This is a genomic window from Nocardia altamirensis NBRC 108246, assembly GCF_001612685.1.
GTDB lineage: Bacteria > Actinomycetota > Actinomycetes > Mycobacteriales > Mycobacteriaceae > Nocardia > Nocardia altamirensis.
On record NZ_BDAY01000018.1, the window covers coordinates 31,876 to 55,043 of the forward strand.

Below are 23,168 nucleotides of genomic sequence, written 5' to 3' on the forward strand. Positions count from 1 at the left end.
TGCCACTGATGTTCAGAGTACCGTCAGCCCAGCTCGGTGACGGTGCCACCGGCCGCGGTGATCTTTTCCTTCGCTGCGCCGGTGACCTTGTCGACGGTCACCTGGACCGCGACACCGATCTCACCGTCGCCGAGGACCTTCACCAGCTGGTTCTTGCGAACCGCGCCGGCCGCGACGAGCTCGGCCTTGCCGATCTCACCGCCCTCGGGGAACAGCTTGGCGATAGCGCCGACATTCACGACCTGGTATTCCGTGCGGAACCGGTTCGTGAAGCCCTTGAGCTTGGGCAGCCGCATGTGCAGCGGCATCTGCCCACCCTCGAAGGCAGCCGGGACGTTCTTGCGAGCCTTGGTGCCCTTGGTACCACGGCCCGCGGTCTTACCCTTGGAACCCTCACCACGGCCGACCCGAGTCTTCTCGGTCTTGCTACCGGGCGCGGGACGCAGGTGATGCAACTTGATGGTCATGTCAGACCTCCTCAACTGTCACGAGGTGGCGCACGACGTTGATCAGGCCACGGTTCTGCGGGGTGTCCTCGCGAACCACGGTCTGCCGGATCTTGCGGAGCCCGAGCGTGCGCATGCTGTCACGCTGGTTCTGCTTCGCGCCGATCGTGCTCTTGATCTGGGTCACCTTGAGATCTGCCATTACCTGGCACCTCCCACAGCCTGGGCGCGCGCACGCAGCATGCCCGCAGGGGCAACGTCTTCGAGCGAGAGACCACGGCGAGCCGCAACCTCTTCCGGGCGCTGCAGCATCTTGAGTGCGGCGACCGTCGCGTGCACGACGTTGATGGCGTTGTCGCTACCGAGCGACTTCGCCAGGATGTCATGGATGCCAGCGCATTCCAGCACGGCACGAGCCGCACCACCGGCGATCACACCGGTACCCGGCGAGGCCGGGCGCAGCATGACGACACCGGCCGCCGCCTCACCCTGAACCGGGTGGACGATGGTGCTGCCGATCATCGGGACGCGGAAGAAGCTCTTGCGAGCCTCCTCGACACCCTTCTGGATGGCCGCGGGAACTTCCTTGGCCTTGCCGTAGCCGACGCCGACCAGACCGTTGCCGTCACCGACGATCACGAGGGCGGTGAAGCTGAAGCGACGACCACCCTTCACGACCTTGGAGACGCGGTTGATCGCGACGACGCGCTCGAGCTGGTTCTTCTCTGCGGCGTTGTCGCGACGGTTGTCGCCACCGCCACGACGGTCGCGGCCACCGCCACGGTTGTCGCGGTTGTCGCCGCCACCGGCGGCACCATTCTGTCCGGCGGGTCCGTTGCCGCCGTCACGCCGTTGACGTCCCGGCATCAGACGTTCCCTTCATTCATGTTTGCAGTCATCAGAACTTCAACCCCGCTTCGCGAGCGGCATCGGCGAGCGCCGCGATCCGGCCGTGGTAATCGTGGCCACCACGGTCGAACACGACAGTCTCGATGCCTGCGGCCTTGGCACGCTCGGCCAGCAGTTCGCCGACCTTCTTGCTCTTGGCCGACTTGTCGCCGTCCAGCGCGCGCACGTCCGCCTCGATGGAGGACGCGGCAGCGATGGTCTTGCCGACCGAGTCGTCCACCAGCTGCGCGTGCAGGTGCCGCGAAGAGCGGTTGACCACCAGGCGCGGACGCTCGGTGGTGCCTTCGACCTTCTTGCGGAGACGGAAGTGACGGCGGGTCTTCGACAGCCGACGCGTCGTGGACGCGTCCTTGCCGCGCGGCTTGCGCTTGGCGATCTGGTTTTCGGTTTGCGCCATGATCACTTACCCGTCTTTCCGACCTTGCGGCGAACGACCTCGCCGGCGTAGCGGATGCCCTTGCCCTTGTACGGGTCGGGCTTACGCAGTCCGTGAATGACGGCGGAGATCTGACCGACCGCCTGCTTGTCGATACCGGACACAGAGAACTTGGTGGGCGATTCCACCGCGAAGGTGATGCCAGCGGGCGCCTCGATCGGCACCGGGTGGCTGTAGCCGAGCGCGAACTCGAGGTTCGAACCCTTGGCCTGCACGCGGTAACCGACGCCGAAGATTTCCATCTTCTTCTCGTAGCCCTTGGTGACGCCTTCGATCATGTTGGCGACCAGGGTGCGGGTCAGGCCGTGCAGCGAGCGGTTCTGGCGCTCGTCGTTCGGGCGAACAACCTCGAGCTGACCGTCCTCGCCCTTGGCGATGGTGATCGGCTCAGCGACCGTGTGCGACAGGGTGCCCTTCGGCCCCTTCACCGAGACCTGCTGGCCCTCGATGGAAACCTCGACACCGGCCGGAATTGCGATGGGCTTCTTGCCAATACGCGACATTTGTCCTACCTCCCCTTACCAGACGTAGGCGAGGACTTCCCCGCCTACACCTTGCTTGGCCGCCTGGCGATCGGTGAGCAGACCGGTCGACGTGGAGATGATCGCCACGCCGAGGCCGCCCAGGACCTTGGGCAGGTTGGTGGACTTCGCGTACACACGCAGACCCGGCTTCGAAACGCGGCGCAGGCCCTGCAGGCTGCGCTCACGGCTCGGGCCGTACTTCAGATCGACGACGAGGGCCTTGCCAACGGTCGCATCTTCGGTCCGGTAGTCGGCGATGTAACCCTCGCGCTTCAAGATCTCGGCGATGTTCGCCTTGAGCTTCGAGTGCGGAGCCTTCACCTGATCGTGGTACGCCGAGTTGGCGTTGCGCAGACGCGTCAGGAAGTCTGCGATCGGATCAGTCATGGTCATAGTTCGACCTTGACACCTTTCTCGCTACGGTTCCCATACAACGCCGACGCGCTTCAACAGCACGTCAACCGTGGGCCTATAGCAATTCGGCGGTCCGGCCGACACTTGTCGACCGGATTGAGTTCTCGTGAGAGTTCTCGGTACCCGGGCCGTCCCACATGTGGGCGCAGTCACTGCGCCAAGACATGCGGACACAGAGGTGCCCGAGCAACCGGTCTAGTGTAGACAACCCCCAGCTCGGACCCAAATCCGGGCCCCGCGCGCTCCCGCCGCTCGGTTCACCGGCCGCCTGCCTGCCGACGTACTCGACCGCCTCTGGCCGGTCGTCGCCCGGCATCGCATTCATGCTCGAGAGCGTCGAGGGGGTACTGGTGTAGGTGGCTTCTCGCGATTTGCCGCCACCAGTGCCCAGTGATCATCCGTCCAGGTTCGCGGGACGCGCACAGACCTGCCTGATTGGCAATCGTGCAGCTTATTGGACGCAACGACAGCGCAATGCGGCTGTATGCGGGTGGCCTGTGACCTGCGATCGCTGGGTCGGCACGACCCAGCAACCCTGAGAGGACACCTCAGCGAATGTCACGTGACCTCTATTGCGCGGGGGTTGGTGCTGCCCATACTTCGTGGGGTACGCGTGCAGGCGTAACACTCCGAACGCCGATCACGGTGTACCGCCCGGAAACATTGCCGAGGAAGGATCGCGAGTGAACGTCCTGGTCGAGATGACCGCCCTGACCCTGAGCCGCCCCACCGCCGAGGCCGGCGACATCGAGCGCGCCGCCTGGTACGAGGCCAAAGCCAACCTCCACACCTACCTCGCCGAACAAGGTGGTTCCGACGCCGCAAGGGAAACCGCCCTCGCCCTCAGCGCCCACCAACGCTCCCTCGAACTGCTCGGCCACCAGAACTAACCCCCGGCGCCCCGCCCCAAACCAGCAGGGCGCCAGCAGTATCACCCCCACCGAGCCGCGCCCAACACCGCACCAGGCGGCTGCCCGCCTGCCCCGCCGGACTGCACCCCGTCGGTTCAGCAGCGGGGCGAGTTCTCAGATCGGCATCAGAGCGGCACAACACGCACGTCGTTTCCGGCGAGACCAGCTCCGCCGCCCCGACAAGGCAACTGGCCGATCGCACACCCGAACCCATTTGGCCCGTGCGGGATTCGCGTCCAGCGATTCACACCAGTTTCACCGCTGTTCGAACTCTGTGCCACTCGTATCATCGTAGAACTTCCGCGACGCTTGCCTCTGCTCCTCGGGCGGAACTGCAGCTATCTTTGCGCGAGCTTCAGCAAACATCTGCTTGGCTCGCTCTAATTCCTCGTCGCTCAGCGGCTCTAACCCCTCCTCTTCCAGCGACGAGAATTTTTTGCCGGCTATCTCCTTGCTCATCTGGCACGCTACCTTTCGATCAACTCTATAAATGTCTTACCGGTACCGGGGTCAAAGGTTTTGCTCACCACTTGGAATCTGACACCTGGCGGAAACAGAACCTCACTCTCAACGATCCCCGCAGCTTCAGTTGAAGAGTATTGAGATACATCTTTGCCAGTCTTCGAAATAATGGTGAATTGCGTATTTCCTGGAAACGCCGTCGAAGGTGAAGATGACGTGCTCGTGAACGCGTGCTCAGTCACCATCTCACCCGGTTTATAGTCGTCCAGAACACTTGCTGGAAGGTCAGTACCTCGGTACACGGTGCCGTTGTGGTTGGGCAACTTCGACAGCGCTTCTTCGATGGCCCTAACCCTCGCCTCCTGCGATGCATCCAATGTACCGTTCCTCAGTGCTTGGTTGAGATCCCAATACCCAGGCCCAGTGTAGTCGGCCAGTGCATCGAGATCCTTCTGCGAAAGGGTCGCCCCAGGTCGGGTCTTGACACTACTATCCGTTTTGCCGCGCAATCGCTCATATAGATCCTTGATGGCCTGTTTGCCCTTTGCCAGCGCAACCTTCGCATCGTCGGCCAACCCCTTGAGCTGTAGGATTTTGCGGGCCCGCCACGCTGTGACGGCTCCTTTGATCTTCACGGCCCAGCGCCGCGCCGACTCGACAGCCTTGGCACCAGCGATCAAACCACCGACGCCGGTGAGGCAGGTGGCAATAACCATGACTGCCATATCGATTGCCGCTTCCTGAATGATGGCGTCGATGAAGCCCTTGATCTCGTTGCGGAGCTCCTCGATCGATTCCTTGTAGTCGAGGCAGGTTTTGCTGATCTGCTTGCAGGTATTGAGCAGCGCACCGATGGAGGTCTCTAGGGTCTTCAGGTCTTCCCGAACCTGCATCGCGTCGTCAGACTTCACACCATCGAAAAGGCTTGCAGCGATGGTGATTTTGTCTTTGGCATTGGTGTTCTGATAGATCGTGCCCAGCCGATCCCAGGCGTCCGCTGCCTTGGTCAGGGTGTCGGTGTTGCCGTCTGGGAGTGGGCAGTTGATGGCATCGAGTACTTCGATGGACGCTTTTGCCAAGCCTTGCGGGGTTCCTCCGGCTGCTGACGCCGGGAGTGCGTAAGGCCCGAAGGTGACTGTCGAGGCCGGGTCCTGCGGCCTCTCCGGTTGGGTTGTGCCTTTCAGCACGGCATCGGACTTGGCGTGTTCAAAACCGAGATCGTTTAGGGCAGTACCGTAGGCACGCAGAGTCGAGAAAGTCTGGTCGAAGAACGCTACGGCGTCGCGGGCCGATTCGTCATAGGAGGTCGCCCATGCACGGCCGTCTTCGTCTCGTCCTGCCATCTGCCCGCAGCTATTGAGTTCGCCGAAAACGTACTTGAAGCTGTCGTTCAGAGCGACGGCTGCATCGAAGCAGTTGGTCGCGGCCTGGTAGTAGACCTTGGGATCTACCTCAAGCGTCTCGCTCATATGCCAAGGATCCGTCGGGCTTGGGACGCGGCGTTGGTGTAGCTTTCGTGCGCCTTCTTCAACGCATCCTCCAGCGCCGCAAGCCCGTCCTGCATATCGGTGACCCCGGCGGCCCACTCGCGGTGTGCGTCGCTGTAGGCCACTGCGGCGGAGCCGACCCAAACACCCTCGACCTCTTTGGCTTTCGCTTCGAGTTCGGCCAGCCGATCGGCAACCGCCGCTTTGTATCCGCGCATCCGAGCAGCCAACTGCTCGAGTTGGTCGAGGTCGACCGAGAAGGCCGGTGTGTCAGCGGACATCAGCTCCTCCTCACGGCAGATCCAAAGAGCTGATCCCAGACGCACGGGACTGATCGGAGTCGTGCAGCGTTTCCGCAGTGACGCCCAACTTTTCGGCCAGCTCGAGCAACGCATCCCACACCTGGTCTGCGCCCTGGTGGAACTCATCCCATGCCGCGGTGAATGCGCCGGCGTTGTTCCCAGCCCAGCTCTCGATGGTCACTTTCGTATCGGTCACCAGCGACGCGTACCCGGACTTGCACTCCTCGGCTATCTGGTACGCCAAGCGACCCAACGCTTTGACTTCCTCGGGATCAACCGCGAGTGATGACGGGTCTCCCATAGTCAACAACCTCCTCGGTCATGGCCAAGTCGCAGCCTCCTCCGTCCCTACTATGACGCACCGGACCCCACTCTGGTTCCAGTGGATTCACGCCCGAGGACCCAAAGTGGGAACTGGTGGCGGGAGCCTCTCGCGTTTTCCCGCCACCAGTTCCCGGTGATCATCCGTCCAGCTGCTGGAGACGCACGAAGGCACGGACTCGGCGGAGTCCGTGCCTTCGTGCGGTGTTCAGTTGGGTGCGCTCACGAGGAGCGCATGCTCACCAGGAGCTCTTGTGCACACCCGGGAGCTCACCGCGGTGCGCCATTTCGCGCAGGCACACGCGGCAGAGGCCGAACTTGCGGTAGACGGCGTGCGGACGACCGCACCGCTGGCAGCGGGTGTAGGCGCGGACCGCGAACTTCGGCTTGGCGTTGGCCTTGTTGACCAGTGCTTTCTTGGCCATATGCTCAGTTCTCCTTGAACGGGAAGCCGAGGTGCTTGAGCAACGCGCGGCCTTCTTCGTTGTTGGTGGCCGTGGTCACCACGGTGATGTCCATACCGCGCGGGCGGTCGATGGAGTCCACGTCGATCTCGTGGAACATCGACTGCTCGCTGAGGCCGAACGTGTAGTTGCCGTTGCCGTCGAACTGCTTCGGCGACAGGCCGCGGAAGTCGCGGATACGCGGCAGTGCGATGGAGACCAGGCGGTCGAGGAACTCCCACATGCGATCGCCACGCAGGGTGACCTTCGCACCGATGGGCATGCCCTCACGCAGCTTGAACTGCGCGATCGACTTGGTGGCCTTGCGGATCTCGGGCTTCTGACCGGTGATCAGCTCGAGGTCCTTGACGGCGCCGTTGATCAGCTTGGCGTCGCGGGCGGCGTCACCGACACCCATGTTGACGACAACCTTGACGACGCCGGGGATCTGCATCACGTTGTCGTAGTTGAACTCGCTGTTGAGCGCGTCCTTGATCTCGGCGCGGTAGCGCTCCTTCAGCCGAGGCTGAACCTTGTTCTCTGTAGTCGTCATGTCAGATGTCCTTCCCGTTGTTACGGGAGATCCGGACCCGCTTGCCGCTCTCCTCGTCCGTCCGGTAGCCGACGCGGGTCGGCTTGCCGTCGGAGTCGACGATCATCACGTTGGACACGTGGATCGGAGCTTCCTGGGTCACGATGCCGCCCGAGGAGGCGCCGCGCTGGTTGGCGGAGTTCGCGACGTGCTTCTTGATCCGGTTCACGCCCTCGACCAGGATGCGGTTGCGGTCCGGGTAGGCCTGAATGACCTTGCCCTTGGCGCCCTTGTCCTTACCCGAGATGACGAGCACGGTGTCGCCCTTGTGCACCTTCATGTCAGAGCACCTCCGGGGCCAGCGAAACAATCTTCATGAACTTCTTCTCACGCAGCTCGCGGCCGACCGGGCCGAAGATGCGGGTGCCACGCGGATCGTTGTCCGCCTTGATGAGCACGGCAGCGTTCTCATCGAACTTGATGTAGGAACCGTCCGGACGGCGGCGCTCCTTGACGGTGCGCACGATGACCGCCTTGACGACCTCGCCCTTCTTGACGTTGCCGCCGGGGACCGCGTCCTTGACGGTGGCGACGATGATGTCGCCGATGCCGGCATAGCGACGTGACGAACCACCGAGAACGCGGATGCAGAGAATTTCCTTCGCACCCGTGTTGTCGGCGACGCGCAGTCGCGACTCCTGCTGAATCACTTCAGCCTCCTTGACCTGGATGTATACGCACGCCGGATTGCCGACCCGACGGGCATGGTCCGCTGCCCTCCGGACGCGCGCCTGCCAGCGGTTCGACGGATCTTGCGACCCAACCACTGGGGGTTCGCTGCCGGATTGCGGGCATAGCTCCCGCAGGCAACCGGTCTAGTGTAGGCGAATCCGCAGGTCGTTCCCAAATCGGGGTGCGGCAGACCAGTGGCGGAGTCTTTTCGCGTCGCTACCCTCGAACTGAGCAAGATCAAAAGGAGATGTCACCCGCCCTGTTCGACCGCACCGAAAAGGGGAACCCCTTGAGCTCGTCCGCTCGCCAGACCCGCATCGATCGACGCGCCTTCCTGCTCGCCATCGGCGCCGTACCTGCCGTCGCGGCCCTCGCCTCCTGCGCGCAGGACTCGGCAGGATCGAACATCCAGCTCACCGGTGTCGACATGGGTGGCGCGGACCCGGCGATCCGACCGCAGGACGACCTCTATCGACATATCAACGGCGCGTGGCTGCGGGATTATCGACTGCCACCGGACAAGTCGTCGTACGGATCCTTCACCGAGGCCGACGACCGCACTCAGCAGCAGTTGCGCGGCATCGTCGAGGGCATCAAGGATCCGCGGCCCGGCTCCACCGAGCAGCAGGTGCGCGACCTCTACGACGCGCGCCTCGATCGCGACCAGATCGAGCGCCTGGCGATGACGCCGCTCGCCGACCTGTTCGCCGCGATCGATGGCGCAGCGACCAAACCGGAGCTGGCCCGGGTGATGGGCGCACTGCCGATCAGCGGGCTCATCGGGATCGGCGTCGTCGTCGACCAGCAGCACTCGGACAAGTACATCGCCACCATCGGCCAGTCCGGCATCGACCCGAACCTCGGCGAGCAGTACTACCGCAAGCCCGAATACGAGAAGCAGCTGACGGCCTACCGGACCTACGTGGAGCGGATCGCCGCCGGCGCAGGCCTTCCTGACCCGGCGGGCACCGCGCAGCGAGTGCTCGGCCTGGAGACCCGGATCGCCGCCGGATACTGGGACAACGTCCGCGACCGCGACCCCGACACCACCTACAACCTGCTCGGCTGGGCCGAACTGACCGGTCTCGCACCGCAATTCGACTGGGATCCATGGCTTGCCGGCAACACCGAGCGGCCCAAGCAGCTCTTCGACAAGGTCGTGGTTCGGCAGCCCTCGTTCGTCACCGCGGCGGGTCAGCTGTGGGCGGAGGTCGACATCGCCCAGTGGCGCGAGTACCTGCGCGTCGCCGTGGTCAAGGAATTCGCGCCCTACCTACCCAAAGCCATCGCGGACGCCGCGTTCGACTTCGCCGACACGACGTTGCAGGGTCGCGACCAGCGCGAGGAGCCGTGGCGCGACGGGCTCGCGACGGTCAACCAGGCGCTCGGCGAACCGTTCGGCAAACTCTATGTGGCCAAGCACTTTCCGCGGCAGGCAAAGGAGCGGGCGCAGGCGTTGGTCGCCGACCTGATGGCCGCGTACCGGCAGGATTTCACCAACTCGGCCTGGATGTCGCCGCCGACCAGGACGGCCGCCATCGCCAAACTCGACAAGATCGTCGCCAAGATCGGCTACCCCGACCACTGGATCGACTACTCCAGCGTCACGATCACCAAGGGCAAGCTGGTCGAATCCCTGCGTGCCACCCGCACTTTCGAGAACAAGCGCGCCTTCGGCAAGCTCGGCACACCGGTGGACCGGACCGAATGGGGTTTCCCGCCGCAGACGGTGAACGCCATGTACGACCCGACCGCCAACCAGATCACCTTCCCCGCCGCGATCCTGCAGGCGCCGTTCTTCGACGCGGACGCCGCCGACGCGGTCAACTTCGGCGGCATCGGCGCGGTCATCGGCCACGAGATCGGGCACGGATTCGACGATCAGGGCTCGAAATACGACGGTGACGGCAACCGGCGCGACTGGTGGACACCCGAGGACAACGCCGCGTTCGAGGCGAAAACGAAACAGCTGATCGCCCAGTACGACGCGCTGGTACCCGAGGGGCTCGACCCGAGCAAGCACGTGAACGGCGCGCTCACCGTCGGCGAGAACCTGGCCGACCTGCGCGGACTCCAGATCTCCCTGGCCGCATACCGCGCCGCCGCCGAACGCGACGGCAAACAACCCGACCTGCAGGCCGTGTTCTTTTCCTGGGCCAGGATCTGGCGGGAACGCTCGACCATCCAGACCCAGGAGCTGCAGCTGGCCAGGGATCCGCACGCGCCGAACCAGTTTCGCGCCAACCAGGTGGTGCGCAACATCGCTGATTTCTACTCGACATTCGGCGTCAAGGACGGCGATCGACTCTTCCTCGCCACCGACCAACGCGTCACCCTCTGATCTGCGCGAACGGGTAGCCTCGGGCGAACAAACTCTGCTCGACGAGGATGCGGCGCAGTCGCATCGAGAGAGGAATCTTCGTGACACGTCTCGGACGGCTGGACCGTCGTGCCTTTCTGATCGCGCTCGGCCTTGTCCCCGCCGCCGCGGCGCTGGCTTCCTGCTCGAACGACACCGAAACGGCGAAGCAGCTGGCCGGAGTCGATCTCGGCGGCGCCGACCAGGCGATCCGGCCGCAGGACGATCTGTATCGGCACGTCAACGGGAAGTGGCTGCGCGAGTACCAGCTACCGCCGGACAAGGTCGCCTTCGGGTCGACCAGCGAGGCCTTCGAGCGCACCCAGCAGCAACTGCGCGAAATCGTCGAGAGCATCAAGGATCCGAAGGACGGCTCCGAGGAGCAGCAGATCCGGGATCTGTACGACGCCAGGGTCGATTGGGACGAGATCGAACGACTCGGGATGACCCCCTTGGCCCCGATGTTCGCCAAGGTCGACGCCGCCACCACCAAGGCCGACCTGGCAAAGGTGATGGCCGAGTTGCCGATCGGCGGACTGATCGGCCTCGGCATCACCGTCGATCGGAAGAACTCGAACGCCTACGTGCCCTCGATCGGCCAGTCGGGGCTCGGGCTCGGCGAGCAGTACTACCGGAAACCGGAGCACGCCGAGACGCTCGCGCAGTACCGGGTGTTCCTCGAACGCATCGCGGCGGGCGCCGGTCTGCCCGATCCGGCGGGCCTGGCGCAGCGGGTGTTCGACCTGGAGAAGCGCATCGCCCCCGCGCACTGGGACAACGTACGCAACCGTGATGCCGACGCCACGTACAACGTGTACAAGTGGGCCGATATGACCGCTCTCGCACCGGGATTCGACTGGGACCCGTGGCTGGCGGGCAACACCGACCGGCCCAAGCAGCTGTTCGAGACGATGGTGGTCGGCCAGCCGTCCTTCGTCACGGCGGCGGGCCAGCTGTGGACCGAGGTCGACATCGCCACGTGGCGCGACTATTTGAAGCTGAGCGTGCTCCGCGACTTCGCGCCGTACCTGCCGAAGGCCATCAACGACGCGAACTTCGACTTCAAGGGCAAGGTGCTCAACGGTCAGGAGGAGCGGCCGGAGCGCTGGAAGTACGGCGTCGGCATCGTCGACGACAAGCTCGGTGAGCAACTCGGAAAAGTCTACGTGGACAGGTACTTTCCGCCTGAAGCCAAGCAGCGCGCGAAGGAAATGCTCGACGATGTGGTCGCCGCCTACCGCGAGAACTTCACCAACTCGTCGTGGATGTCGCCTGCGACCAGGACCGCGTCCATCGCGAAACTCGACAAGATCGACCCCAAGATCGGCTATCCGGACAAGTGGGTCGACTACTCGAAGCTGAAGATCACCAGGGGCAAGCTGATCGAATCACTGCTTGCCATCAACGACTTCGAGGTCAAGCGCGCCTTCGCCCGGCTCGGCGGCCCGGTCGACAAGACCGAGTGGAGCATGTCGCCGCAGACGGTCAACGCGTACTACCAGGCGACCACCAATCAGATCGTGTTCCCCGCCGCCTACCTGCAGGCGCCGTTCTTCGACAAGGACGCCGAACCCGCCGTCAACTTCGGCGCGGTCGGCGCGACCATCGGCCACGAGATCGGGCACGGATTCGACGACCAGGGCTCGAAATACGACGGGGACGGCAATCGCCGCGACTGGTGGACCGCCGAGGACCGGGCGGCCTTCGACGCCAAAACCAAGCAGCTCATCGACCAGTACAACGTGCTGGTGCCCGAGGGGCTCGAGCCGAACCAGCACATCAACGGCGAACTCACCGTCGGCGAGAATCTCGCCGATCTGCGCGGGCTGCAGATCACGCTGGCGGCGTTCCGGAGGTCCGAAAAGCGGCGCGGCATCGACAATCCCGACTACCGGACGATGTTCCTTTCGTGGGCGCGCAGCTGGCGGGAGAAGCAGACCACCGAGCTGACGGTGCGGTATCTCGCCACCGATACGCACTCCCCCGCAGAGTTCCGGTGCAATCAGGTGGTGCGCAACCTCCCCGAGTTCTACGACACCTTCGGGGTCAAGGAGACCGACAAGCTGTTCATGGCGCAGGACCAGCGCGTCACGTTCTGATCGGCAGGGACGGTCCGGTGGTGGATGTGCCACCGGACCGTTCGGCTATCAGGCTTCCTGAGTTTCGCTGATCTGCGCGGCGGAAACGTCCACGGTGCGGGTGTGTTCGGAATCGGATTCGGAGCGCTGCGGTGCTGGCATTGCGCCCATCAGACCGCCATTGGGTGTGCCGGGGTTGCTGATGGTCGATAGCTGAGGACCGGTGGGTGGGGTGTCGGTCGGCGCAGTGACGGACGAGGCTTGTGTTCCCTCGGCGGGCTTCGCAGCCGGCTGATCGCCAGTGGGCGGCTTCTCCGCGGACTGTTCTCCGGTGTGCGGCTTCTGCGTCGGTTGATCTCCGGTCGGCGGCTTTTCAGCCGATTGCTCTCCGGTCTGCGGCTTCTGCGCCGGTTGCTCTCCGGCAGGCTTCTCGGCGGACGGGTCCCCAGCAGGCTTCTCCGCTGACGGGTCCCCGGCGGGCTTCGCCGCTGACGGATCCCCGGCTGCCGTTTGGTCGACCGGCGTAGCACCCGGAACCGAATCGACAGCCTTGTCGACCGCGCTGACCACGCTCGTTATCCCGTCGGCACCACTCTTGACCGCTTCGCCGCCCGCTTTGATGATGTCGTCGAGGTCATCATCGAGGCCGGTCAGCGACGTGATCAGGTTGGGCACCGTCCCGGTGATCTTGCTGGCCGCGGAGACCAGATCCGAGATATCGCCGGGGCGCCATACGCCTGCGGTGCCTTTATCGGTGTTGGCGGTGGTTTCCTCTGCGGGTTCAGTCTGCTCGCCGGTCTGTTCGCCCGTTTGCTTGCTCTGTTCGCCTGTCTGCTTGCTCTGTTCGCCTGTCTGCTTGCTCTGTTCACCGGTCTGTTCGCCGGTCTGCTTGCTCTGCTCGCCCGTCTGCTTGCTCTGCTCGCCGGTCTGCTCACCCGTCTGACTGACCTGGGTTGCCGCGGGCACCGTGTTCTGCTGCGTGGTCTCCGTAGGCTGTTCCTCGGTCGCCACAGTGCTCTTCGGTTGTCCTTGCAGCAAGCTCTGCGAATCGTCGCTGGTGGTCTCGTCGATCGGATCACCCGTGCCGATCCGCTCGCCCTGGGTCTGCACCTCGGATGCCGCGGTTTGGATCGCGGTTTCCGACTGGGTCTGGATGTCCAGCAGTTGGTTCAACGCGGTGGTGATGGCCGTTTGATGGGTGAACGCGTCCTCGTCGCCGCCCGAACTTCCTTCGGCCGCAGTGACTTTCCAGTCGTCGCTGACCGTGAGCCCGGCCTCGGTTGCGGCAAAGACCTTGTCGAGCACCACCTGCCGGTAGCTGGTCAGGTCGCTGCCCGCGGTCACCAATGCGGTTGCCAGGTCGCCGATTTCGTTGGACACCGACTTCCCGACGTCCCGGTCGCCCGCGATTCGGTCATAGGCCGACCAGTAGGCGTCGCCGCTCCAATGGGTGCCTGCGTCGCGGATCTGCGTGCCCATCGCCTCGAGGTAGGTGACGAACTCGGTGTTGCGGAGTTTCATCTCCTCGCCGGCTTCGCCGAGCTGCCACGGCTTCCACGAATCGCGCACCTGCGACAGGGTTGGGGTACCGCTTTTCACTGTCCACCATCCATTGCCGCGAGACCGCTCCGGAAATCCTCGTCGCTGACTTCGTAATTCGTTGCGCCGCCTTTGGCGATATTGGAGACGCGTTTACACCGCGTCGCCATTTGCTTCCAGACCGCCTCGGCATACTCGCCTGCGTTGACGACCTGGGTGCCGATCGCCGTACCCGGTAGCGCCGCACCGGCTTCGGAGGTTTTCGCGGTCACCGTCAACGCATTCATCTGCGCACCGATTTGATCCATCGATGCGGCAAGCGCGCGCAGCTCATCGGGATTGACTTGCATCCCCCAGCCCCCTCCGAATTTCCCTGTCAGATGATCGCGGCAACTCCATACCACGACCGAAGGATGCGGCTCAGCCTAGCCGACCGCCTCGACCCGTCAAGTCTGGCAACAGGACAGAGAGCAGGCATAACCGTGCGATACGCACTGACTGCCTGATCTCTGCCAAAGCCCGTTTCGAGGCAACCATTCCGAAAGAGCGTCACGTCGGATTACCGCCGGTCCCGGCCTAGCGCCACTGGACACACTTGATCGCATGACACGACCGACCACCGACCCGACGACCGTACTGACCGGCATGTACGCGGCCGAGGCCGAATACCTGGCCGCGGGCGGGCCGGGCAAGGCCTCGTTCGACCTGCTCGCCCCCTTCTTCGCCACCGACGTAGTGCTGCACCAAGCCGACGGTCTGCCCTATGGCGGCACGTGGCGTGGTCATGCAGGCATGGAACAGTTCTTCCTCTCGATGGCCGAGACCTGGACGACTTTCGACCTGCTCGAGCAGGCGTTCCTCGCGACCGGCGCCACCGCGGTAGTGCACACGCGCGTCCACGCCCGAGCCCGTGCGACCGGCCGCGAGCTGACTTTTCCCATCCTGCAAACGATCTCGATCGAGGACGAGCGGATCACCGAGGTACATCCCTTCTACTGGGACACCGCGGCCATCGCGAATATCTGCGTGCCGCCGCTCGCATAGGACGATTCGGCATAGGCTGACCCCTATTCCTCACCGAGGAGGGTCGACTGTGTGGTCCGGTGCCCGCGTCGCGACGCTGGTGGTGAGCATCGGCGCGCTGGTGTACGTCGCCGCTACCTGCACCTCGCCGACCCGGGATGTGGCAGATCGCTACGAGTCCATCACGGTGCACCACACGATGGGCACCACCACAATCGACAGACTGCCGAAAAAAGTTGTCACCCTCGGCGACCAGTGGACAGCGAACACACTGGCGCTCGGGGTGACCCCGATCGGCGCATTCGCCCCGCTGCCCGGCACCGCGCCGCCCTGGTTACCGAAGCTCGAGCCGCCGAGCCTGATCGATCCGGCAGGGAATGTGATTGCGCAGATCGCGGCACGGCAACCCGACCTGATCCTGCTCGACGGCATGTTCGCCGATCGGAAGAACTACGACGATCTGGCAGGCATCGCACCGACAGTCGCAGGACTGACCGGAGGTTGGCAGGAACAGCTACCCACTCTCGGCCGGATACTCGGCAAGCAACAAACCGCCGACAAGCTCGTCAACCAGTTCGACAAGGCCCTCGCCGACATCGTCGCAGCCGTGCCGAAGCTGCACGGCGCGACCTACTGCACCAGCTGGCTGACGAGCGACACCCAACTCCTCGTGCTGGCAGGCCCGAACGACGACTTCGGCGGCACGCTCCCCCGGCTCGGCCTGCACCTTCCTGAACCCCTTGCCACCAAGGGGCGAATGTCGCTCCCGCCGAACCAGATCCACGAACTCTCCGCCGACGTCCTACTCCTCGGCTACTCCCCCGGACTCGCCGACACTTACCCCACGCTCCCCGGCTACACCGAACTCCCCGCAGCCCGCAAAGGATCCGTCGTCCTCCTCACCACCGAAGAACTGGCCGCCCTCCAACAGCCGACAGCACTGTCCGCCCCTTACCTCCTCGAAAAGCTGAAACCCGCACTCACCCTTGCGATGCGGTGATCCGGTCCGCCGCGGCGGCGCGAGCGCGCGGCCACTCGCGGGCCAGGGCGAGCAGGTAACGCAACTCGGCTGATCGATCGACGGCCGGAAGTGCAACGGACGCAAGCGGCATGCCGGACGGGAGGACGATCCGCCCCGGTCCGGATGCGCTATGGGCAACACCACTTCAGGAACGGCCGCGGTCAGGTCGCGCCACAGCGGCTGCAGGCGACGACACTGCCTACCTTCCCGATCCATATCGAACCGCGCCAGCAACGCCTCGAACATCGGTATCGCGATCAGCAGCGCAATCAAGGCCAGCGCAACGAAAGTTCCCACAGACCAGAAGATCCCCGGTTGTCCAGGACGAACACCTGCGACGATGCCCACTGCCATCCGCACCGCGGAAACGGTGCAGTAGGCGCCGAAAAACAGCAGCGCAGAATATGTCAGCTTCTCCCGCACAGCGGTCATTCCGGCACGGAATTCGGCCAGGGCCGCCCGCACGAAGAGCAGCCCGAACCAGGCGATGAATACCTCGACGATCCACCAGAGCATCGCGTCCCAATCGGCGCCGACCGGCAGTGTCACGCCGATCTCGTTGCCGAACGCATAGATCGCGACGACTGCACCGAATAGGGCAGCGCACGTGTCGTATCGGCGCTGGCGCACCCGCGTCAGCCGCGGATCGGCGCCGGCAAGCAGGATTGCGCACCCGATGCCGTTCGACAGCGCCAGCACACCGACGCTCAAATACAGTCGTAGTCCGAGGTCGGGACGATCGAGCACAGCCGCGACGGCGCAGAGGGCTGCCGCACCCAGATTCCATGTCAACGCGCGATTGATCAGGTTGTCGGCAGCGGTCGTATCGACAAGCAACCATCTGCCGACTGTCACCAGACCTACGAGCAGAAGGACCGCCCCGGCAAGCAGTGGCGGCGCGGAATTCATCACTCACCACACCCTCGATCAGCAGAGATCAGCCCACGCGATGCGCTGGCCCGACTCGCTGCGGCGCGGGCACGCGGCCACTCGCGAGACAGCGCAAGCAGATTGCGCAACTCACTCGTTTGGTCGGTGGCCGGAAAGGGGACGGAGGTGTCCCTTGCCGAGACCGGAATGCCCTGCTGTTTCCGCTGCAGCGCCTCGGCGATCTGTTGTGCGTAAACGCGGGCGTTGTCGGTGCACGCCGCGCCATTGTCGGGCGTGAAATGTTTGAGATGCAGTAGCGCGTCGCGGATTTCGACGGTCATCCGGTACAGCCTCGAGCTCGAACCACGCGGGCGATCGGTGGGCAGCACCACCTCGGGGACGATTCTGGTCAGGTCATGCCAGAGTGGGCGCAAACGCCGGCACTGTCTGCTCTCCAAATCCAGATGTGCTCGGGCGATCAACGCCTCGACCAAAGGGATCGCCACCAACAACGCGAGCACCGCGAGGGCCATGAATGAGCCGATGGCCGCGACGATCCCCGGCTCCCCGGGAGGAGTGCCGGACGCGATCCGTACGAAGCCGACAGCCGAGGCGACGACAACATAGACGCCGAAGAAAAGCAGCGCCGAGTACGCCAGCTTTTCCCTGGTCGCCATGCCCGCAGCGCACAGTTCACGCAGACACGCTCGTACGAGAAGCGCACCAGCCCAAACCATGCACACCCCGGTTGTCGCCCAGAGGATTCCCACCCAGTCGACGAGGTGATCCAGGTGCAGGCCGAGTTCGTCGCCGAGCGCACAGAGCACAACAACTACGCCGAATACCGCTGCGCGGGCGTCGTATCGGCGCTGACGGACGTTGACCGGCCGCCGATCGGCACCATCGAGCAGGACGGCGCAGCCGAAGCCGTTCGACAGTGCGAGCGCACCGATGCCCAAGAACAGTCGCTGTCCGAGTTCGGGATGGTCGAAGCCTGCCGCGACGAAAGACACGACAACAGCGCCGATATCCCATGCCAACATGCGGTTTATCAGTTTGTCGACGGCAGTCTCGTTCACCAGCAGCCACCGACCCACGGCGACGAAACCGACAAGGAGGACGATCGTCCCGGTGAGCAGTGGCGGCGCGGAATTCATCGCAGGCTGGTGACGCTGCCGGTGACGGTGGCGCGGGCCCGCGGCCACTCGCGAGACAGCGCGAGAAGATTGCGGAGCTCGTCCGCACGATCATCAGCTCGCAGGTGCATGACCGTGCCAGGGTTGAGGACCTGGATACCCTGCCGCCGCCGCTGTGCGGCCTCGGCGATGTCCACTGCATAGGCCCTGATGTCATCGGTGCGGACCGCACCCGTTTCGGCGGTGAACTGCTTCAAATGCAGCAGTGCGTCACGGATTTCGACGGTCATCCGGTACAGCCTCGAGCTCGAACCACGCGGCCGTTCCGTGTGCAGCACCACCTCGGGGACGGCTGCGGTGAGGTCACGCCACAGCGGATTCAAACGGCGGCACTGCCTACCGTCGAAGTCCAGATGCGCGCGCACCAGCAAGGCCTCGAACAGCGGTACCGCGAGCAGCAAGACCAACAACACGACGGCGACAAGGGAGGCTACGGCCATGAGCGTCCCCGGATACCCGGGTGCGGTGCCGGTCGCGGTCGCCATGAAGGTGTAGGCCGAGGAGACGATGTCGTAACAGCCGAGAAAGAGCAGGGCCGAGTAGGTCAACCTTTCTCGGGGTGTCGGGGACGCTGCGCGGAGCTCGCGCAGACAGCATCGGACCAGCAGCAGTCCGATCCAGAAGATGAATACTTCGGTGATCGCCCACACGATCGCCTCCCAATCGATGAGGCGATGCATGTGCACGCCCGCCACTTCGGCGAGGGCACTGAGAATCACGAACACGCCGAGCACTGCGGCGCGGACGTCGTATCTGCGTTGGCGTTCGTCCACCAGCCGCGGGTCAGCGCCGTCGAACAAGCGCGCACATCCGATGCATTTCGACAGCGCCATCGCACTGACGCCGAGGAACAGGCGCTGCCCGAGGTCGCGGTAGCCGACGGCTGCGCAGCAGCAGAACAGGAGCAGCGCACCGGCATCCCAGGCCAAGGCGCGGTTGATCAGGTGGTCGGTAATGGTCTCGTGCACGAACAGCCATCGGCCGACCACGATGAGACCAACGAGGACAACGAACGCCGCAACGAGCAGCGATGGCGCGGAATTCATTGCCACTGACAATAGGACCGGGCGAGAATCCCGCCAAGCAGAAGCGTTGTTCAGCGGGTGGCGAGCGCCGCAGCGCGAGCGCGGGCGGTCGGCCACTCGCGTGCTAGGCGGAGCAAACTCCGCAGTTCTGTGGTGTGGTCTCGCGTGTCGGGCAGCGGGACGGCACGCGCGGGATCGACCACCGCGGCATTGCCGTCGGCTTTGCTCTGTACGGCGTGTGCGAGCCAGAGCGCGTAGGCGCTGACAGTCATCGCTCGAAGGTCATGTCCGACACCGGGATCGGGGAGATGGTGCCTGCTGAGGTGGAGCACGGCGTCGCGGATCTCGACCGTCATGCGGTACAGGCGAGAGCCGGGCTCGCGGGGTCGCTCCTGGCGCAGCACCACCTCCGGCACCACCGAGGTCAGGTCCAGCCACAGCGGTCTCAGCCTGCGACAGGCACGCCCGTTCCGGTCCCATCCCATCCTGGCCGCGAGGGCGATTACCACGGGAACCGCGATCAGCGCGGCGAGGACCACAAAACTCGCGGAGGCCATCACCACCCAAGCAATGCCCGGATCCTGCGGTGCGATCCCGGACAGCGCGCGCACGATCACGAGCGTGCCGGAACACATCCAGTAGATGACCACGATGAGCAGGCAGGAGTACGCCATTTTCTCGGCGGGCGTGCCACCCTCGACCCGCAAGTCCCGAATGCATGCGCGCGCGATCAATACGGCCGAGAAGACCATCAGCACTTCGAAAGCCACCCACACGGTGGGGAACACCCACGCGGGGCCGACCAACACCGTCACCGCCACCACTGCGGCGATCAGGTCGTACCACCGTTGCCCGCGCGGCTCGGTGTGCGCGTCACCGCCGTTCAGCGTGCGCGCGAAGCCGACGACATTGACACCGATCATCACGCCGCAGCCGAGGAACAACCGTTCCGCGAGATCGTCCATGTCGAGTGCCGCGATCGACCCATACAGCACCATCGCGACGACGTACCAGGTCAGCCCACGATTGATGCGACGGTCCATGGCCGTGTCGTTGACCAGAACCCAACGTCCGACGACAACCGTGATGGCCAGGACAACGGCCGGTATCACGATCCAATACGGAATTGCGGTCATCGATGTCGACAGTAAAGCCGACGGCTATGGCCGATCAACTCCGACGGCGATCATCCTGCGGGAACGGGCGCGCCCCTGCGCTCGGCAGCCAACTCGTCGGCCTCGGCGAGCTCGGCCCCCTCGTCGTGCACGTACTTGTCGCCCGCGAAGTAGGAGGCGACGGCAGCCAGGAACATCATCACCGCGGCCGCGACGAAAACGACGACGAGGCCGGCGTGGAACGGCCCGGTGAGCAGGTGCGGGAAGAACTCCTGACCGGTCAGGGTGTCGGCGTTCACTCCTGGCTTGTCCAATTCCCCGGTGGGCCCGAGCAATTCCTTGATCGGGTTGAAGCCGAGGAAGGCGGCGAACATGCTGGCCACCGGTGGCATGCCGGCCAGCTCACCCGCGGCGCTGGCGGAAACGCCCTGGGCACGCAGCCCGGTGTCAAGCGCCGAGGGCAGGCTCGCGGCGAGCCCGACGACCATCAGCGAGAAGAAGATGCCCATGGACAACGCGTTGCCGCCGTTGAACAGCGTGCCGCGCATGCCGGAGGCCGCGCCGCGTTGCGCGGCGGGCACGCTCGACATAATGGCCGCGGTGTTCGGCGAGAAGAACAGCCCGCTTCCGATGCCGTTGAGCACGATGATCGCCGCGAAGATCCAGTAGTTGAAGTCCACGGGCAGGATCAGCAGCAGCACGAAGGTGACTCCGGCCAGCGCGGCGCCGCCGGTGGTGAACGGCCGCGATCCGTAGCGATCCGACAGCCACCCCGAAAGTGGTCCTGCGGCAAGGAATCCCACGGTCAGCGGGAGCAGATAGATGCCTGCCCACAGCGGTGTCGATTCGAAGCTGTAGCCGTGCAACGGCAACCAGATGCCCTGCAGCCAGATGATCAGCATGAACTGCATGCCGCCGCGTCCGATGGACACCATCAGGTTGGCGAAGTTGCCGAACCCGAAGGCGCGATTGCGGAACAGGCCGAGGTGGAACATCGGGTCGGCGACCTTGGATTCGACCACACAGAACGCCACCAGCAGTGCGAGGCCGCCAACTACCGAGCCGAGCACGAACGGACTGGTCCATCCGGTGGCATGCCCGCCGTAGGGCTGGATGCCGTAGGTGATGCCGGTGAGCAACGCGGTGAGGCCGAGCCCGAAGGTGATGGTCCCCGCCCAGTCCACCTTGCCCGCCGACCGGATGCCGACCTCGTGCAGCGAGCGGTAGGACCAGATCGCGCCGATGATGCCGATCGGCACGCTCACCCAGAACACCGCGCGCCAATCCCATTCCGAGAGCACGCCGCCGATGATCAGGCCGAGGAACGAACCGGCAACGGCGGCAACCATATTGATGCCGAGCGCGGTGCCGCGCTGCTTCGCGGGGAATGCGTCGGTGAGGATGGCCGCCGAGTTCGCGGTGAGCATCGCGCCGCCGACGCCCTGGATCACCCGCCAGATGATGATCCACATCGCGCCCGCGCCACCGTGGAACGGATCGAAGGACAGCGCGAGCGCGCAGAACGCGAACACCGTGAAGCCGATGTTGTACACGCGGACCCGGCCGAAGATGTCGCCGAGCCTGCCGAACATCACCACGAGAACGGCGGTCGCGAGGAGGTACCCCATGAGCATCCACAGCAGGTAGCCGACGTTGCCCGACTCGAGCGGGTTCAGTCCGACGCCACGGAAGATCGCGGGCAGCGAGATCAGCACGATGGACGAGTTGATCGCGGTGAGCAACACCCCGAGTGTGGTGTTGGTCAGCACGATCCACTTGTAGTGCGGATGGTCGCGGTCGTACCGCAGCCTGCGGCGGATGGTCGACACTTCGCCCAGATCGAGATCTGTGGATGGAATCGTCACGGCAGCCCCTCGCGAATGGTTATCTACGCAAACTATATAGTTAGCTGATGTAACGATCAAGACCGAGGGGTCTCAGCCTGGACAAAATAGGTTAGCCTTGGCTGACTAAATTCCAGGTTCGGCTCGCAGGGGCGCCGAGTCGGGGTCGGTCCCCGATGAAGGAGATTCAACGATGAAGAGTGTTCGAGCATCCCGCAGTTGGACGCGCGCGGCCGTTGCCGTGCTGGCCGGCGCGCTCGCCCTCGGCGTCACCGCGTGCGGATCGTCGAGTGACGATGCGGGGTCAGGTGACCAGTCGGTCGTGATCAAGCACGCGCGCGGGGAAACCACGATCTCCGGCACCCCGAAGAAGATCGTCACGCTCGGTAACCAGTGGCTCGACGCGTCACTGGCGCTCGGCGTGACTCCGGTCGGCTACATCGACAACATCGCGATCGTCTCGCAGAACACACCGCCTTGGGAACCGGAGTCGCTCGAGTCCGCGAAAGTGCTGAGCGCCACCGGCAATATCGCCGAACAGGTTGCCGCGCTCGAGCCTGACCTCATTCTGGTCGACGCCTTCATCGGCGACCAGGGCAAGAACTACGACGATCTGTCCAAGATCGCACCGACTGTGCCCGGCCTCGGCAAAGCCGCCGTCAACCCATGGCAGGACCAGGTGACCGCCCTCGGCAAGGTGCTGCACAAGGAGGCCGACGCGAGCGCCGTGATCGCGAACGTGGACAAGAAGGTCGAGGCGATCGCCGCAGCCAATCCCGGCCTGAAGGGCAAGACCTTCGCGAGCACCTGGTTCGGTGGTCCCACCATGCTGATGGTGCTGACCGACGTGAACGACGGCTCCGCAAAGGTATTCACCCAGCTGGGCATGGGCATCCCGAAGAACCTCACCGACCAACCCTCCAGCGGTGGCAGGCTGCAGCTCTCGCCGGAGCGCGCCGACCAGCTCACCGCCGACCTGCTGTTGGCCGGCTACTCCCCCGGCTTGGAGAACGCGTACAAGCAGCTGCCGGGATACAACGACCTGCCCGCGGTGAAGAAGGGGTCGGTGGTATTCCTCACCACGCAGGAGATCACCGCGATCAACCAGCCGACCTCGCTGTCGACGGTCTACATCCTGGACAAGCTCGCTCCCGCGTTCGCCGCAGCGGCGAAGTAGGC

General features: G+C 64.5%; 26 protein-coding genes and 1 pseudogene. 6 read left to right on the plus strand and 21 right to left on the minus strand.

Annotated features, from left to right (window positions below):
• Positions 1-23 precede the first annotated feature (23 nt).
• Genes rplO through rpsH form a run of 6 tightly spaced genes read right to left on the minus strand, consistent with a single transcriptional unit; the run spans position 24 to position 2,708 of the window.
• Entirely contained in the window at positions 24-467 is a 444-nt protein-coding gene (rplO, locus tag NA11_RS12065; RefSeq protein WP_069161942.1) for a 50S ribosomal protein L15, read from the minus strand.
• A 1-nt stretch (position 468) separates the two neighbouring features.
• Entirely contained in the window at positions 469-648 is a 180-nt protein-coding gene (gene rpmD / locus NA11_RS12070; protein ID WP_014981721.1) for a 50S ribosomal protein L30, read from the minus strand.
• Positions 648-1,313, minus strand: coding sequence for a 30S ribosomal protein S5 (gene rpsE, locus NA11_RS12075; protein WP_069161943.1), 666 nt, complete (start codon positions 1,311-1,313; stop codon positions 648-650). The genes rpmD and rpsE overlap by 1 nt, the downstream gene beginning before the upstream one ends.
• A gap of 31 nt (positions 1,314-1,344) precedes the next feature.
• Positions 1,345-1,752 carry a 50S ribosomal protein L18 gene (gene rplR / locus NA11_RS12080; RefSeq protein WP_069161944.1) on the minus strand — a complete coding sequence of 136 codons (408 nt, stop codon included), beginning with the start codon at positions 1,750-1,752 and terminating at the stop codon, positions 1,345-1,347.
• Between the two features lie 2 nt (positions 1,753-1,754).
• Positions 1,755-2,294, minus strand: a complete 540-nt coding sequence (rplF, locus tag NA11_RS12085; protein WP_069161945.1) for a 50S ribosomal protein L6 — start codon at positions 2,292-2,294, stop codon at positions 1,755-1,757.
• A gap of 15 nt (positions 2,295-2,309) precedes the next feature.
• Positions 2,310-2,708 (minus strand): 30S ribosomal protein S8, encoded by a 399-nt coding sequence (gene rpsH / locus NA11_RS12090; RefSeq protein ID WP_069161946.1) that lies wholly within the window; start codon positions 2,706-2,708, stop codon positions 2,310-2,312.
• A 704-nt stretch (positions 2,709-3,412) separates the two neighbouring features.
• Between rpsH and NA11_RS12100 the strand changes: the two genes are divergently transcribed.
• On the plus strand, positions 3,413-3,619 hold the full coding sequence (locus tag NA11_RS12100; protein ID WP_069161948.1) for a hypothetical protein: 207 nt from the start codon (positions 3,413-3,415) through the stop codon (positions 3,617-3,619).
• 276 nt (positions 3,620-3,895) lie between these two features.
• On the opposite strand, the gene NA11_RS12105 is transcribed toward NA11_RS12100, so the two are convergent.
• From NA11_RS12105 to rplN, 8 genes are all read right to left on the minus strand, one after another.
• Positions 3,896-4,099 carry a hypothetical protein gene (locus NA11_RS12105; RefSeq protein ID WP_069161949.1) on the minus strand — a complete coding sequence of 68 codons (204 nt, stop codon included), beginning with the start codon at positions 4,097-4,099 and terminating at the stop codon, positions 3,896-3,898.
• Between the two features lie 8 nt (positions 4,100-4,107).
• The gene (locus NA11_RS12110) at positions 4,108-5,571 is read right to left on the minus strand and encodes an ADP-ribosyltransferase (protein ID WP_069161950.1); all 1,464 of its coding nucleotides are present in this window, start codon (positions 5,569-5,571) and stop codon (positions 4,108-4,110) included.
• A complete protein-coding gene (locus NA11_RS12115; RefSeq protein ID WP_069161951.1) occupies positions 5,568-5,870 on the minus strand; it encodes a WXG100 family type VII secretion target in 303 nt (100 codons plus the stop codon). Before NA11_RS12115 ends, NA11_RS12110 begins: the two co-directional genes overlap by 4 nt.
• Before the next feature lie 10 nt (positions 5,871-5,880).
• Entirely contained in the window at positions 5,881-6,192 is a 312-nt protein-coding gene (locus tag NA11_RS12120) for a WXG100 family type VII secretion target (RefSeq protein WP_069161952.1), read from the minus strand.
• A 259-nt stretch (positions 6,193-6,451) separates the two neighbouring features.
• On the minus strand, positions 6,452-6,637 hold the full coding sequence (locus NA11_RS12125) for a type Z 30S ribosomal protein S14 (protein ID WP_014981705.1): 186 nt from the start codon (positions 6,635-6,637) through the stop codon (positions 6,452-6,454).
• A gap of 4 nt (positions 6,638-6,641) precedes the next feature.
• Entirely contained in the window at positions 6,642-7,208 is a 567-nt protein-coding gene (gene rplE, locus NA11_RS12130; protein WP_069161953.1) for a 50S ribosomal protein L5, read from the minus strand.
• Position 7,209: 1 nt separating this feature from the next.
• On the minus strand, positions 7,210-7,527 hold the full coding sequence (gene rplX, locus NA11_RS12135; RefSeq protein WP_069161954.1) for a 50S ribosomal protein L24: 318 nt from the start codon (positions 7,525-7,527) through the stop codon (positions 7,210-7,212).
• A 1-nt stretch (position 7,528) separates the two neighbouring features.
• Positions 7,529-7,897, minus strand: coding sequence for a 50S ribosomal protein L14 (rplN, locus tag NA11_RS12140; protein WP_069161981.1), 369 nt, complete (start codon positions 7,895-7,897; stop codon positions 7,529-7,531).
• A 311-nt stretch (positions 7,898-8,208) separates the two neighbouring features.
• Between rplN and NA11_RS12145 the strand changes: the two genes are divergently transcribed.
• Both NA11_RS12145 and NA11_RS12150 read left to right on the plus strand, forming a co-directional pair.
• Positions 8,209-10,260 (plus strand): M13 family metallopeptidase, encoded by a 2,052-nt coding sequence (locus NA11_RS12145; protein WP_369691124.1) that lies wholly within the window; start codon positions 8,209-8,211, stop codon positions 10,258-10,260.
• 80 nt (positions 10,261-10,340) lie between these two features.
• Positions 10,341-12,377, plus strand: a complete 2,037-nt coding sequence (locus NA11_RS12150) for a M13 family metallopeptidase (protein WP_084654550.1) — start codon at positions 10,341-10,343, stop codon at positions 12,375-12,377.
• Positions 12,378-12,425: 48 nt separating this feature from the next.
• On the opposite strand, the gene NA11_RS12155 is transcribed toward NA11_RS12150, so the two are convergent.
• Together NA11_RS12155 and NA11_RS12160 are read right to left on the minus strand one after the other, a co-directional pair.
• On the minus strand, positions 12,426-13,925 hold the full coding sequence (locus NA11_RS12155; RefSeq protein WP_141717541.1) for a hypothetical protein: 1,500 nt from the start codon (positions 13,923-13,925) through the stop codon (positions 12,426-12,428).
• Between the two features lie 26 nt (positions 13,926-13,951).
• A complete protein-coding gene (locus NA11_RS12160) occupies positions 13,952-14,299 on the minus strand; it encodes a type VII secretion target (RefSeq protein WP_141717542.1) in 348 nt (115 codons plus the stop codon).
• Positions 14,300-14,498: 199 nt separating this feature from the next.
• On the opposite strand from NA11_RS12160, the gene NA11_RS12165 reads away from it, so the two are divergent.
• The gene (locus tag NA11_RS12165) at positions 14,499-14,939 is read left to right on the plus strand and encodes a nuclear transport factor 2 family protein (protein WP_069161958.1); all 441 of its coding nucleotides are present in this window, start codon (positions 14,499-14,501) and stop codon (positions 14,937-14,939) included.
• Between the two features lie 49 nt (positions 14,940-14,988).
• On the plus strand, positions 14,989-15,918 hold the full coding sequence (locus tag NA11_RS12170; protein ID WP_084654547.1) for an ABC transporter substrate-binding protein: 930 nt from the start codon (positions 14,989-14,991) through the stop codon (positions 15,916-15,918).
• A 114-nt stretch (positions 15,919-16,032) separates the two neighbouring features.
• Here NA11_RS12170 and NA11_RS47160 read toward each other — a convergent pair.
• From NA11_RS47160 to NA11_RS12195, 5 genes and pseudogenes are all read right to left on the minus strand, one after another.
• Positions 16,033-16,848 (minus strand): annotated as a pseudogene (locus NA11_RS47160) (DUF6545 domain-containing protein); the annotation flags it as partial.
• Positions 16,848-17,966, minus strand: coding sequence for an MAB_1171c family putative transporter (locus tag NA11_RS12180; RefSeq protein ID WP_069161961.1), 1,119 nt, complete (start codon positions 17,964-17,966; stop codon positions 16,848-16,850). The gene NA11_RS12180 and the pseudogene NA11_RS47160, both read right to left, overlap by 1 nt.
• Complete coding sequence (locus NA11_RS12185; RefSeq protein ID WP_069161962.1) at positions 17,963-19,051, minus strand: MAB_1171c family putative transporter; 1,089 nt, start codon at positions 19,049-19,051, stop codon at positions 17,963-17,965. Before NA11_RS12185 ends, NA11_RS12180 begins: the two co-directional genes overlap by 4 nt.
• 50 nt (positions 19,052-19,101) lie before the next feature.
• Positions 19,102-20,166, minus strand: coding sequence for an MAB_1171c family putative transporter (locus NA11_RS12190; RefSeq protein WP_069161963.1), 1,065 nt, complete (start codon positions 20,164-20,166; stop codon positions 19,102-19,104).
• 50 nt (positions 20,167-20,216) lie between these two features.
• Positions 20,217-22,010: an MFS transporter gene (locus NA11_RS12195; protein WP_084654548.1), complete on the minus strand. Its 1,794-nt coding sequence runs from the start codon at positions 22,008-22,010 to the stop codon at positions 20,217-20,219.
• Positions 22,011-22,182: 172 nt separating this feature from the next.
• Between NA11_RS12195 and NA11_RS12200 the strand changes: the two genes are divergently transcribed.
• Complete coding sequence (locus NA11_RS12200) at positions 22,183-23,166, plus strand: ABC transporter substrate-binding protein (protein ID WP_069161964.1); 984 nt, start codon at positions 22,183-22,185, stop codon at positions 23,164-23,166.
• Positions 23,167-23,168: the final 2 nt, after the last annotated feature.

What these genes read in the sequence shown, in the direction of transcription:
- rplE (WP_069161953.1), bottom strand. Translation starts at nt 7,208, where the DNA reads ATGACGACTACAGAGAACAAGGTTCAGCCTCGGCTGAAGGAGCGCTAC.
- NA11_RS12115 (WP_069161951.1), bottom strand. Translation starts at nt 5,870, where the DNA reads ATGTCCGCTGACACACCGGCCTTCTCGGTCGACCTCGACCAACTCGAG.
- rplF (WP_069161945.1), bottom strand. Translation starts at nt 2,294, where the DNA reads ATGTCGCGTATTGGCAAGAAGCCCATCGCAATTCCGGCCGGTGTCGAG.
- rpmD (WP_014981721.1), bottom strand. Translation starts at nt 648, where the DNA reads ATGGCAGATCTCAAGGTGACCCAGATCAAGAGCACGATCGGCGCGAAG.
- rplR (WP_069161944.1), bottom strand. Translation starts at nt 1,752, where the DNA reads ATGGCGCAAACCGAAAACCAGATCGCCAAGCGCAAGCCGCGCGGCAAG.
- NA11_RS12120 (WP_069161952.1), bottom strand. Translation starts at nt 6,192, where the DNA reads ATGGGAGACCCGTCATCACTCGCGGTTGATCCCGAGGAAGTCAAAGCG.
- NA11_RS12105 (WP_069161949.1), bottom strand. Translation starts at nt 4,099, where the DNA reads ATGAGCAAGGAGATAGCCGGCAAAAAATTCTCGTCGCTGGAAGAGGAG.
- rpsH (WP_069161946.1), bottom strand. Translation starts at nt 2,708, where the DNA reads ATGACCATGACTGATCCGATCGCAGACTTCCTGACGCGTCTGCGCAAC.
- NA11_RS12185 (WP_069161962.1), bottom strand. Translation starts at nt 19,051, where the DNA reads ATGAATTCCGCGCCATCGCTGCTCGTTGCGGCGTTCGTTGTCCTCGTT.
- NA11_RS12125 (WP_014981705.1), bottom strand. Translation starts at nt 6,637, where the DNA reads ATGGCCAAGAAAGCACTGGTCAACAAGGCCAACGCCAAGCCGAAGTTC.
- NA11_RS12165 (WP_069161958.1), top strand. Translation starts at nt 14,499, where the DNA reads ATGACACGACCGACCACCGACCCGACGACCGTACTGACCGGCATGTAC.
- rpsE (WP_069161943.1), bottom strand. Translation starts at nt 1,313, where the DNA reads ATGCCGGGACGTCAACGGCGTGACGGCGGCAACGGACCCGCCGGACAG.
- rplX (WP_069161954.1), bottom strand. Translation starts at nt 7,527, where the DNA reads ATGAAGGTGCACAAGGGCGACACCGTGCTCGTCATCTCGGGTAAGGAC.
- rplO (WP_069161942.1), bottom strand. Translation starts at nt 467, where the DNA reads ATGACCATCAAGTTGCATCACCTGCGTCCCGCGCCCGGTAGCAAGACC.
- NA11_RS12110 (WP_069161950.1), bottom strand. Translation starts at nt 5,571, where the DNA reads ATGAGCGAGACGCTTGAGGTAGATCCCAAGGTCTACTACCAGGCCGCG.
- NA11_RS12190 (WP_069161963.1), bottom strand. Translation starts at nt 20,166, where the DNA reads ATGACCGCAATTCCGTATTGGATCGTGATACCGGCCGTTGTCCTGGCC.
- NA11_RS12180 (WP_069161961.1), bottom strand. Translation starts at nt 17,966, where the DNA reads ATGAATTCCGCGCCGCCACTGCTCACCGGGACGATCGTCCTCCTTGTC.
- NA11_RS12200 (WP_069161964.1), top strand. Translation starts at nt 22,183, where the DNA reads ATGAAGAGTGTTCGAGCATCCCGCAGTTGGACGCGCGCGGCCGTTGCC.